The sequence below is a fragment of the Faecalibacterium sp. i25-0019-C1 genome, from assembly GCF_042854225.1.
GTDB classification, from domain to species: Bacteria; Bacillota; Clostridia; order Oscillospirales; family Ruminococcaceae; genus Faecalibacterium; species Faecalibacterium taiwanense.
In genome coordinates this window covers 742,573-754,683 of sequence record NZ_AP031428.1, presented here as the reverse complement: position 1 = coordinate 754,683, position 12,111 = coordinate 742,573, and the positions used below count along the sequence as shown (strand labels likewise).

6 protein-coding genes, 4 tRNA genes, 3 rRNA genes and 1 other annotated feature are annotated in these 12,111 nt (G+C 55.0%); all 13 genes read right to left on the bottom strand.

The annotated features are described in order from the left end of the window. Window positions 1-86: 86 nt before the first annotated feature. Window positions 87-162: transfer RNA gene (locus ACGHUK_RS03675), tRNA-Lys, on the bottom strand. A 5-nt stretch (window positions 163-167) separates the two neighbouring features. Continuing rightward, window positions 168-239: transfer RNA gene (locus tag ACGHUK_RS03670), tRNA-Glu, on the bottom strand. Window positions 240-246: 7 nt separating this feature from the next. Further along, window positions 247-363 (bottom strand): 5S ribosomal RNA (gene rrf / locus ACGHUK_RS03665). 127 nt (window positions 364-490) lie between these two features. Beyond that, a 23S ribosomal RNA gene (locus tag ACGHUK_RS03660) occupies window positions 491-3,325 on the bottom strand. Between the two features lie 207 nt (window positions 3,326-3,532). After that, window positions 3,533-3,609, bottom strand: a tRNA-Ile gene (locus ACGHUK_RS03655). Window positions 3,610-3,612: 3 nt separating this feature from the next. Further along, window positions 3,613-3,688: transfer RNA gene (locus ACGHUK_RS03650), tRNA-Ala, on the bottom strand. A 121-nt stretch (window positions 3,689-3,809) separates the two neighbouring features. Then, a 16S ribosomal RNA gene (locus ACGHUK_RS03645) occupies window positions 3,810-5,320 on the bottom strand. The 16S, 23S and 5S rRNA genes sit together here with 4 tRNA genes alongside, the layout of an rRNA operon. A 440-nt stretch (window positions 5,321-5,760) precedes the next feature. Next, a complete protein-coding gene (locus tag ACGHUK_RS03640; RefSeq protein WP_390575016.1) occupies window positions 5,761-6,432 on the bottom strand; it encodes a sigma-70 family RNA polymerase sigma factor in 672 nt (223 codons plus the stop codon). Window positions 6,433-6,459: 27 nt separating this feature from the next. Continuing rightward, window positions 6,460-6,894, bottom strand: coding sequence for an anti-sigma F factor (gene spoIIAB / locus ACGHUK_RS03635; RefSeq protein ID WP_005945484.1), 435 nt, complete (start codon window positions 6,892-6,894; stop codon window positions 6,460-6,462). A gap of 3 nt (window positions 6,895-6,897) precedes the next feature. Further along, window positions 6,898-7,215 (bottom strand): STAS domain-containing protein, encoded by a 318-nt coding sequence (locus tag ACGHUK_RS03630; RefSeq protein ID WP_005945481.1) that lies wholly within the window; start codon window positions 7,213-7,215, stop codon window positions 6,898-6,900. A gap of 96 nt (window positions 7,216-7,311) precedes the next feature. Beyond that, complete coding sequence (locus ACGHUK_RS03625) at window positions 7,312-8,577, bottom strand: folylpolyglutamate synthase (protein WP_120121120.1); 1,266 nt, start codon at window positions 8,575-8,577, stop codon at window positions 7,312-7,314. A gap of 3 nt (window positions 8,578-8,580) precedes the next feature. Continuing rightward, a complete protein-coding gene (locus ACGHUK_RS03620; protein WP_242702975.1) occupies window positions 8,581-9,093 on the bottom strand; it encodes a VanZ family protein in 513 nt (170 codons plus the stop codon). 1 nt (window position 9,094) lies between these two features. Beyond that, the gene (locus tag ACGHUK_RS03615) at window positions 9,095-11,800 is read right to left on the bottom strand and encodes a valine--tRNA ligase (protein WP_097780825.1); all 2,706 of its coding nucleotides are present in this window, start codon (window positions 11,798-11,800) and stop codon (window positions 9,095-9,097) included. 59 nt (window positions 11,801-11,859) lie between these two features. After that, window positions 11,860-12,081: a binding site (T-box leader), on the bottom strand. Window positions 12,082-12,111 lie beyond the last annotated feature (30 nt).

Here is a 12,111-nt window from a genome sequence, read left to right as displayed (position 1 = left end):
AATGTGCAAACGGTGTGCAGAAAGTGTGCAGCCGCTTTCCTACATAAAGAAAGAACGTCAAATCTTACGATTTGACGTTCAATATCTGGTGCACCTCCAGGGACTCGAACCCTGGGCCCACTGATTAAGAGTCAGTTGCTCTACCAACTGAGCTAGAGGTGCAAATATGACCCGTACCGGAATCGAACCGATGTTAAAGGCGTGAGAGGCCTCTGTCTTAACCGCTTGACCAACGGGCCATATAAAAGTCGGCGACTACCTATTTTCACGCGCCGTTTCCAGCGAACTATCTTCGGCACAAGTGAGCTTAACTTCTGTGTTCGGAATGGGAACAGGTGGAACCTCACCGTCATCGACACCGACCGATCTGACTGAACCAGTATAACATGTTTGTTGTACTTTGTCCAGTATTTCTTAGAAGGACGTGCCTTCAAAACTGAATAATCACTGCTTACATTTTTTCGTTGACTCTCAGAGTCTCAAGCGAATTGTGGTCAAGCCCTCGACCTATTAGTACACGCTTGCTGAATGGATCGCTCCACTTACACATCGTGCCTATCAACCTTGTAGTCTTCAAGGGGTCTTACTTGTTTGAAACAATGGGATATCTTATCTTTGGGTCGGCTTCACGCTTAGATGCTTTCAGCGTTTATCCGATCCGTACATAGTTGCCCAGCTATGCTCTTGGCAGAACAACTGGTGCGCCAGAGGTACGTCCGCTCCGGTCCTCTCGTACTAGGAACAGCTCCCATCAAATATCCTGCGCCCACGACAGATAGGGACCGAACTGTCTCACGACGTTCTGAACCCAGCTCGCGTACCGCTTTAATTGGCGAACAGCCAAACCCTTGGGACCGAATACAGCCCCAGGATGCGATGAGCCGACATCGAGGTGCCAAACCTCCCCGTCGATGTGGACTCTTGGGGGAGATCAGCCTGTTATCCCCAGGGTAACTTTTATCCGTTGAGCGATGGCATTTCCACTCACATACCACCGGATCACTAACTCCAACTTTCGTTACTGCTCGACCCGTCAGTCTCGCAGTTAGGCTCGCTTCTGCGTTTGCACTCTTTTGCTTGATTTCCGTTCAAGCTGAGCGAACCTTTGAACGCCTCCGTTACTCTTTAGGAGGCGACCGCCCCAGTCAAACTGCCCACCTAACAATGTCCCCCGCCTTGATTCAAAGGCGCAGGTTAGAATTCCAATATCGCAAGGATGGTATCCCAACGGCCACTCCACAAGCGCCAAAGCACCTGCTTCCCAGTGTCCCATCTATCCTGTGCATGCAACATCGAAACCCAATATTAGGCTACAGTAAAGCTCCATGGGGTCTTTCCGTCTTGTCGCGGGTAACCGGCATCTTCACCGGTACTACAATTTCGCCGGGCGGGCTGTTGAGACAGTGCCCAAATCATTACGCCTTTCATGCGGGTCAGAACTTACCTGACAAGGAATTTCGCTACCTTAGGACCGTTATAGTTACGGCCGCCGTTCACTGGGGCTTCGATTCAATGCTTGCACATCTCCTCTTAACCTTCCAGCACCGGGCAGGCGTCAGCTCGTATACGTCATCTTTCGATTTAGCACAAACCTGTGTTTTTGGTAAACAGTTGCTTGGGCCGATTCTCTGCGGCTGCATTGCTGCAGCACCCCTTCTCCCGAAGTTACGGGGTCAATTTGCCGAGTTCCTTAACAACCCTTCTCCCGTTGGCCTTAGAATCTTCTTCCTACCTACCTGTGTCGGTTTGCGGTACGGGCACCGCAGAAATTCACACAGCTTTTCTCGCCATCTTCCATCTCAGACTTCGGTACTAACTTCCCTCGATCGCTACCGGAACCAACACCCGGCTCCGAGACTTCATATGTGTCCCTGTGTTTAACTCTTTTGGTGGTGACGGAATCTCTACCGTCTGTGCATCGGCTACGCCGTTAGGCCTCACCTTAGCTCCCGACTAACCTGGAGCGGACGAACCTTCCTCCAGAAACCTGAGGCTTTCGGCCATGCAGATTCTCACTGCATTCGCGCTACTCATTCCGGCATTCTCACTTCTATACACTCCACAGCCGCTTGCGCTACTGTTTCACCGCGTATACAACGCTCCCCTACCCAGCATGTAAACATGCTGCCTAAGCTTCGGTGTCAGGTTTAGCCCCGTTAAATTCTCCGCGCAAAGACGCTCGACCAGTGAGCTATTACGCACTCTTTGAATGAGTGGCTGCTTCTGAGCCAACATCCTGGTTGTCTACGTATCTTCACATCGTTTTCCACTTAACCTGACTTTGGGACCTTAGCTGTAGATCTGGGCTGTTTCCCTTTTGACAATGACATTTATCTGACACTGTCTGACTCCCAAGCATCAATACTCTGGCATTCTGAGTTTGATAAGCTTCGCTAACCTCTCGGCCGCTAGGCTATTCAGTGCTTTACCTCCAGGTATCTAACTTGAGGCTAGTCCTAAAACTATTTCGGGGAGAACCAGCTATCTCCGGGTTCGATTGGAATTTCTCCGCTACCCACAGTTCATCCGCCGCCTTTTCAACGGAGGTCGGTTCGGTCCTCCATGGAATTTTACTTCCACTTCAACCTGACCATGGGTAGGTCACCCGGTTTCGGGCCCATTATATGCAACTTAACGCCCTTTTCAAACTCGCTTTCGCTTCGGCTCCAGACCTTAAGTCCTTAACCTTGCTGCATACAATCGCTCGCCGGACCGTTCTACAAAAAGTACCCTATCACGCTTTGACGCGCTCTAGGTGCTTGTAGGCACAGGGTTTCAGGTTCTTTTTCACTCCCCTCCCGGGGTGCTTTTCACCTTTCCTTCACAGTACTATACGCTATCGGTCACTGGGTAGTATTTAGGGTTGGAGGGTGGTCCCCCCGTATTCCGACCAGGTTTCACGTGTCTGGCCGTACTCTGGAATTCGCTCGGCTCTTGTCGTTTTCACCTACGTGGTTCTCACACTCTCTGACCGGCCTTCCCATGCCGTTCGGTTAACAACTTAAGTCCTAAATGCGCTCCGTACCCCGAAAGTATTTCTACTCTCGGTTTGCCCTCTTCCGCGTTCGCTCGCCACTACTTACGGAATCTCGTTTGATGTCTCTTCCTCGCCCTACTTAGATGTTTCAGTTCAGGCGGTTCCCTCGATATACCTATTTTGAAGTTCAGTATAACGTACCTGAGTATGAACTCAGGTGAGTTTCCTCATTCAGAAATCTCCGGATCAATGCTTATTTGCAGCTCCCCGAAGCTTATCGCAGCTTATCACGTCTTTCATCGGCTCCCAGTGCCAAGGCATTCGCCCTGCGCCCTTGTTCGCTTGACCTTTCAAACGTTCTCTTAAGAACATTTGGTATCCTCTTGATTCTCTCTTGCCAACGAAGATTATTGTTACCCTTCCTTTTGAAATTGTAATATTTCTTAAAAAAGAACTTACTATAATCTTTGTTTCGCAGTTATTATTCAGTTTTCAAGGTACGTCTTGGTGATGTTCCTCAAAGCCCGGTCTCCCGGTACTTTGATTTCCATCACATGGTGGGCCAAAATGGACTCGAACCATCGACCTCACGATTATCAGTCGTGTGCTCTAGCCAGCTGAGCTATTGGCCCATGTGGTGGAGATTAAGGGAATCGAACCCTTGACCCCCTGCTTGCAAAGCAGGTGCTCTCCCAGCTGAGCTAAACCCCCACATTAGGAATTGAGTTCCCTTTTCAGGGCCCTCAAAATCGAACAATATCTACTCTACTTGTTTGTTACCTGTCCAAGGACTGTCCATCTTTTGATGTCCTGTCCTTGCCTGACTCCTTAGAAAGGAGGTGATCCAGCCGCAGGTTCTCCTACGGCTACCTTGTTACGACTTCACCCCAATCACCAGTTTTACCTTCGGCGGCGTCCTCCTTGCGGTTAGACTACCGACTTCGGGTCCCCCCGGCTCTCATGGTGTGACGGGCGGTGTGTACAAGGCCCGGGAACGTATTCACCGTGGCATGCTGATCCACGATTACTAGCAATTCCGACTTCGTGCAGGCGAGTTGCAGCCTGCAGTCCGAACTGGGACGTTGTTTCTGAGTTTTGCTCCACCTCGCGGTCTTGCTTCTCTTTGTTTAACGCCATTGTAGTACGTGTGTAGCCCAAGTCATAAAGGGCATGATGATTTGACGTCATCCCCACCTTCCTCCGTTTTGTCAACGGCAGTCTGGCCAGAGTCCTCTTGCGTAGTAACTGACCATAAGGGTTGCGCTCGTTGCGGGACTTAACCCAACATCTCACGACACGAGCTGACGACAACCATGCACCACCTGTCTCCTTGCTCCGAAGAGATTACATATTTCTATGTCTGTCAAGGGATGTCAAGACTTGGTAAGGTTCTTCGCGTTGCGTCGAATTAAACCACATACTCCACTGCTTGTGCGGGCCCCCGTCAATTCCTTTGAGTTTCAACCTTGCGGTCGTACTCCCCAGGTGGATTACTTATTGTGTTAACTGCGGCACTGAAGGGGTCAATCCTCCAACACCTAGTAATCATCGTTTACGGTGTGGACTACCAGGGTATCTAATCCTGTTTGCTACCCACACTTTCGAGCCTCAGCGTCAGTTGGTGCCCAGTAGGCCGCCTTCGCCACTGGTGTTCCTCCCGATATCTACGCATTCCACCGCTACACCGGGAATTCCGCCTACCTCTGCACTACTCAAGAAAAACAGTTTTGAAAGCAGTTTATGGGTTGAGCCCATAGATTTCACTTCCAACTTGTCTTCCCGCCTGCGCTCCCTTTACACCCAGTAATTCCGGACAACGCTTGTGACCTACGTTTTACCGCGGCTGCTGGCACGTAGTTAGCCGTCACTTCCTTGTTGGGTACCGTCATTATCTTCCCCAACAACAGGAGTTTACAATCCGAAGACCTTCTTCCTCCACGCGGCGTCGCTGCATCAGGGTTTCCCCCATTGTGCAATATTCCCCACTGCTGCCTCCCGTAGGAGTCTGGGCCGTGTCTCAGTCCCAATGTGGCCGTTCAACCTCTCAGTCCGGCTACCGATCGTCGCCTTGGTGGGCCGTTACCTCACCAACTAGCTAATCGGACGCGAGGCCATCTCAAAGCGGATTACTCCTTTTCCCTCTGTGCCATGCGGCACCGTGGGCTTATGCGGTATTAGCAGTCGTTTCCAACTGTTGTCCCCCTCTTTGAGGCAGATTCCTCACGCGTTACTCACCCGTTCGCCACTCGCTCGAGAAAGCAAGCTCTCTCTCGCTCGTTCGACTTGCATGTGTTAGGCGCGCCGCCAGCGTTCGTCCTGAGCCAGGATCAAACTCTTTATAAATGATATTTATCACTTAAAAGTGTTAAATCTTGTTCGCTCAGCACGCAATCGCTTGCGTCCTGTGTGAATTACTTTTGGAATTGTTTTTAGTGTTTTTCCAAACACTTAAAAGGTTCCTTACAAGTTTTTCGATATTGTTCAATTTTCAAGGTCCTGTAGCGCCTCAGCCTTGTGGCTGAAAGCTTATTTATTTTATCACTTTCGTGATAAGTTGTCAAGCACTTTTTTGAATTATTTTTGAGTTTCTTGTGGAAGCTCATCGATTCTTCACGTTAGGACGTTCCTTCTGAAGTGTTTCATTCTGTCGGATGTCCGCCTGACAGTAATGTATTTTAGCACAGCCTTTTGCAAAAAGCAAGCATTTTCTTCATATTTTTCGCAAAAATCCGGCTTTTGGCTTTTTGCCCAGTTTTTTCCTTTTAATCTGGAAAGTATGACATCTAATCTTCTAAAAGTCGGCGGCGCAGCTGTACCAGTATCTTGCGTTCCCGCCGGGAGATCTGCACCTGTGTGGTATGCAGCACCTTTGCAGTTTCACTCTGGGTCTTGTTGCCATAAAACCGCAGGCGGATCAATTGCCTGTCCTGTTCCGGCAAAGCGTGAAGCACCTCTTCCAGACTGATACGTTCTGCCAATGCTTCTTCCGGGGATTCTACTGGAATATCCATCTGCCGGTTCTCTTCTTCATTTTCCGGGGTCAGGCTCATGGCAGGCTGTGCCGCCTGAATGGCAAGTGTGATGTTCTCTGTAGGTTCATTCAATTCTTCCGCCAGCTGAGAAAGGGTCGGCTCCGTACCGCACACTTTCATGTGATGCTCCCGTGCCGCCTGTACGCGCATCCCTAATTCTTTTAAGGAGCGGCTCACCTTGACTGTGCCGCTGTCCCGGAACAGCTTTTTGATCTCGCCTAAAATTACCGGCACTGCATAGGTAGAAAAGCATACGCCGCGACTCTCATCAAAATTATCGCAGGCTTTTACAAGTCCCATGCATCCGGCACTGTACAGGTCATCGTACTCTATGCCCCGCCCGCGGAAGCGCCCGGCGCAGGCGTGCACCAGCCCCAGATTCTGCTCAATGAATGCGTCCCGCCGGGTCTTATCCGATACCATGCTCCTGCCTGCCTTTCCTGTTATGTATCATTCTCTCTGGGCCAGACGCTTGATGAGCAGCACCTTTGTACCCTTGCCGGGCTTTGAGATGACCTTGACCTTATCCATAAAGCTCTGCATCACCGCAAAGCCCAGCCCGGAGCGTTCCTCCGGGTTTCCGGTGGTGAACAGCGGTTCCATGGCCTGCGGGATATCCGGGATGCCGATGCCCTTATCTGCCACCGTGATGTGCACCTCCCGCCCGGGATAGACTGCAATGCTCATGGCCACCGGCCCGATGTGGTCCGGGTAGGCATGGACGATGCAGTTGGTCACCGCCTCAGACACTGCCGTTTTGATATCGGCCAGCTGCGGCACGGTGGGGTCGTACCGGGCAAGAAAGGCCGCTGCTGCGCCCCGGGCGTAGCTTTCGTTCACGCTGAGGGAATCAAACTGGATCTTTGTTGTGTTTTCCGCTTTCATGGTTTATTCCTCCTTCTGTCCTGCATCCGTGCAGGGGATGCGCGCCAGCTGCAGTACCTTTTCCAGCTGGGACGGTGTGTGCTGCACCCGCAGTGCCGTGCCCAGTGTGCGGGCAATGCGCTGCCGCCCCAGGATCAGCCCTACACCGGATGAATCCATAAATCCGACCCCGCCAAAATCCAGGATCATGGTCTGCGGGGCACGGCTGACCAGTGCATCATCCAGCTGGATGCGCAGGCTTTGCGCCGCATCGTGATCGATCTCGCCCGCAAGGTAGGCATAAAGCACATCGCCCGCCGGGCTGAAGCTTACCGTTGCCATGGTTTGTCCATCTCCTTTGCCAAAAATAAAAAGATCCCGTACACATGGTTTCAGTGTACGGGATCTTTCGTTTATTTTTTAGGGAAGCGTGTCGGCTCAGCTGTTCACCAGCAGTTCGGCCGCTTCCAGCGCGGCAGCTTCACCGCCGCAGACCAGCAGGCCGCGGCGGGTGTTGGCATGAGCCAACTCCACTGCTTCGGCAATGCTGGTGCACATCTCGGCATCAAAATGATACTTTGCCTTTTCGGTCAAACGGGCCGTCATCTCGTCATCGCCGCCTGCCGGGGTGACAAGATACACCTTATCAAAGGGGTTCTCACTCATGCCGGGCATGGTGGACTTATCCTTTTTCTGCTCTTCAGGGGTCAGGCCGGTCTCCAGTGCGGAGAAGAACGCTTCGGCTCCCTCCTCCTCTGCCAGACCGATGATGGCGCTCATATGGCGCACCTTGGCCATGTTGAGCACACGCAGCAAGGCTGCTGCCTGCTGCGGGGTGCGGCAGGCATCCAGAATGATGAGTGGGCGCTGCGAGATGACCCGGATGCTGCTGCGGTTCTCCACCGCAGCCAGACCTTCCAGAATGGCATCGTCGGTAATATCAAAGCCCTTGCGGCACAGCGCCAGCGAAAGCTCCACAGCCATGGCAGCGCTGCCCGCCGCATGACGGCCCAGAAAAGCCAGCGGCACGGTATATCCGCCGTAGTCCACCTTGCTGGCAAACTTTTCTGCCTCCAGAAAGGTGATATCCTCCGGGTCCGGCACCACCAGCTCGCAGCCGCACTTACCTGCGGCCACGATCAGCTCGCTGAGCACAGACTTGGGCTGCTCCGGCGCGGTGACGCAGATGCTTTCCTTGCGCATGACACCTGCTGCCAAAGCCGCAAGGCGCTCCACCGAGCGGCTCACACCGTCCGGGCCGACCGAGGTGACGGCGCACACCGGCATGCCGGGCAGCGCTTCCGCAAGGCCCGCATCCGGCAGTTCCACCACGGCCAGCGTGCAGCCCGCTGCGCCAAAGCAGTTGGCCGCAGCGGCCAGCTCCGCTGCATCCTGCGGCAGGGCTTCGGCTGCGGAAAGGGCATCCGCAGTCAGAGCCAGCAGGCCCTCGTCCACCGGGGCATCATCGATGCAGATGCGCTCCGACAGCGGGCGGCACCCGGCATGGTACAGGCCTGCATGGATCCCCTGTGCGTGCAGGATGGCCGCCAGCAGACGGGCCGTCACGGTCTTGCCTGCCGTGCCTGCCACGCCCACGAACTGCACCTTCTGCACCGGCGCGGTGAACGCGGCGCGCAGCTGTTCGGTGGAGGCAAAACCGTCCGGCAGGGCGGCAAAATACTGATTTGCCTGTTCGATGGTCATTGGTTACTCCTTATTACGATGGTTGAACAACAATCTGCACAGCGCCATGAGCACCAGCGCCGTAAGGATGCCCGCCAGAACACCGGCTGAATCCAGCCACACATCGGTGACCTGACTGCTGCGTCCGGGCGAAAAGATCTGGATGGTCTCATCAGTCAGCGCAGTGAGCACGCCGCCCAGCATGGGCACGCTGATGTGCCAGATATACTGCCGGGTATACACCCGCATACACAGCATGAGCAGAAAGCCCTCCAGCATATACTCGCAGAAGTGTGCCAGCTTGCGCACGATGTGGTCGGTCAGGCGCTGGGCAAGGGCCGGATGGCCCAGACGGCGCAGAGCCGCCTGCAGCAGAGTGAGCACCCGGCTGCTGGACACAGTAGACACCGAGGCGATCTTCATGGAATTGGAAAAGATGAACGCGATGCAGCTGATGAGAGCAAGGGTAAAGATCACCCGCCCTGCGGTCACCCACGGCGAAGTGCGCTGTGCGCTGCTGTTATATTCCCCGCTCAAATCAGCCCAGAGCCTTGATGCTCTGCTCGATGTTGGCCAGCTTATCCTGGCTCTTGGCGTACTTATTGCGGATATCCTCCACCAGTGCCGCCGGGGCGCGCTCCACGAACTTGGGGTTGTTCAGCTGGTTCGCGAACATGGCCATTTCCTTTTCGGCCTTGGCCTTTTCCTTGTTCAGGCGGGCCAGTTCCTTGTCGCGGTCGATCAGCTCCATCATGGGGATGAAGCCGCGGGCGGCGTGGGTGGACACCTGCACCATGCCGTCGGTGCTGCCCTCGTACTTCTCGGTAAAGGTCACGTCGGTGGCAAAGGCGAACTTTGCCAGATAGACCTGTGCCTTCTGGAAGGGTGCTGCGTCGGCGGTCTCGATGATCATGCTGGTCTTTTTGGCGGGGTGGACATTCATCTCGGTGCGCATGGTACGCACGGCCTTGATGTAGTCCATGACCTTTTCAAAGGCTTCCTCTTCGTCAGCCCAGTTGTGAGCTTCGTCAAAGGTGGGCCAGCTCTGGGTCATGATGGTCTCGGCAGAGCCGGGCAGAGCCTGATACAGCTCCTCGGTGATGAAGGGCATGAAGGGATGCAGCAGCTTGAGGGCCTTGTCCAGCACATACACCAGCACACGGCGGGCGGTGTCGGCCTGCTCGGCATCTCCGGAGTTCAGGCGGGGCTTTGCGATCTCGATGAACCAGTCACAGTAGACATCCCAGATAAAGCTGTTGATCTTGGCGGCGGCCAGACCCATCTCGTAGTGGTCGAGGTTGTCGGTCATGGCACCGGCCACCTGATTCAGCTTGGTGAGCACCCACTTGTCGCTCATATCCAGCTTGTCCTCACTGGGCAGGCCCGGGGTAAAGTCCTCGGGCAGGTTCATCAGCACAAAGCGGGTAGCATTCCACAGCTTATTGGCAAAGTTGCGGGCAGCCTCCACCTTCTTTTCGATATAACGCATGTCGTTGCCCGGGGTGGAGCCATCCACCAGCATAAAGCGCAGGGCATCTGCGCCGTACTGGGCAATGACTTCCAGCGGGTCGATGCCGTTGCCCAGACTCTTGGACATCTTGCGGCCCTGACTGTCGCGCACGATACCGTGGATGCAGACAGTGCTGAAGGGTGCCTTGCCGGTGTAGGCCAGACCGGAGAAGATCATGCGGCTGACCCAGAAGCCGATGATATCGTAGCCGGTAACAAGGGTGTTGGTGGGGTAGAAATACTTGAGGTCTTCGCTCTCTTCATTGGGCCAGCCCAGCGTGCTGAAGGGCCACAGAGCGGAGGAGAACCAGGTATCCAGCGTATCGGGGTCCTGGGTCAGCTTTGCGCTGCCGCACTTGGGGCAGGCGCAGGGAGCGGACTTTGCCACCACGGTCTCGCCGCAGTCGTCGCAGTACCATGCCGGGATCTGATGGCCCCACCACAGCTGACGGCTGATGCACCAGTCGCGGGTGTTCTTCATCCAGTTCATATAGTTCTTGGTGAAGCGCTCGGGCACGAACTTGATCTCGCCCTTTTCCACGCTCTCGATGGCAGGCTTTGCCAGCGGCTCCATCTTGACGAACCACTGCTTGGACACCATGGGCTCGATGGTGGAGTGGCAGCGGTAGCAGGTGCCAACCTCGTGCTTGAGGGGCTCGATCTCCTTCAGGAAGCCGCCTGCTTCCAGATCGGCCAGAATGGCCTTGCGGGCCTCGAGGGTGGTCATGCCGGCGTACTTGCCGCAGTCCAGCACCTCCGGCTCATTGATGGCGTTCTTGCCGGCGGCGAACAGGGCATCGGCAGCAGCCTTGTCGGCAGCACCGGTCATGTGGCCGTCGTAGGTGAACACGCGCACGATGGGCAGGTCGTGGCGCAGGCCCACTTCAAAGTCGTTGGGGTCGTGGGCGGGGGTGATCTTGACCACACCGGTGCCCTTGGTCATGTCGGCGTGCTCGTCGCACACAATGGGGATCTCCTTGTTCAGCAGGGGCAGCACCACATGGCAGCCGTGCAGATGGGCATAGCGGGGGTCATCGCCGTTGATGGCAACAGCGGTATCGCCCAGCATGGTCTCGGGACGGGTAGTAGCCAGCTCCAGCATCTCGCCGGTCTCCTTGACCGGGTACAGCAGGTGCCAGAAGCTGCCATCCTTCTCCTCGTACTCCACCTCGGCATCAGAAATGGAGGTGTTGCAGTGGGGGCACCAGTTGACCATGCGGTTGCCGCGGTAGATCAGGCCCTTGTCGTACAGGCGCACGAACACTTCCTTGACAGCCTCGGAGCAGCCCTCGTCCATAGTAAAGCGCTCACGATCCCAGTCGCAGCTGCTGCCCAGCTTCTTCAGCTGGCTGACGATGCGGTTGCCGTACTTGGTCTTCCATGCCCATGCACGGTCCAGAAAACCATCGCGGCCCACCATCTCCTTGGTCAGGCCCTCGGCACGCATGGCCTCCACCACCTTGGCTTCGGTAGCGATGGATGCATGGTCGGTACCGGGCACCCACAGGGCGGCATAGCCCTGCATCCGCTTGGTGCGGATGAGGATGTCCTGCATGGTGTTATCCACCGCATGGCCCATGTGCAGCTGACCGGTGACGTTCGGTGGCGGCATGACGATGGTGTAGGGTTTCTTGTCGGGGTCTGCCTTCGTGTGGAAGTAGCCGCCGTCCAGCCAGAACTGGTAGATGCGGTCTTCCACCTGGCTGGGATCATACTGTTTTGCAAGTTCTTTCATAGGGTCCTCCCAGTAAAAAATGATGAAGTGGGACGAAAAAAGCCGTCCCACGGAACGTTCCATGGGACGGCTGTAATAACCGCGGTACCACCCAAATTGCGCAGAGCATCCTGCGCCCCTTGATGCCCCGGTAACGTGGGACAGCTCCGAGAGCGGCTTACTCTTCAGCTCACCGCTCCTGCTCCAAAGTGACAGCACACCGCCGGGCCATACCGGGTTTTCAGCAGCCCCCGGCTCTCTGAACGGCAAATGCAGTGCACACTCTTCTTCAACGCATTTATAAAAAGAATATAGCGTTTTTTGTGCGATTT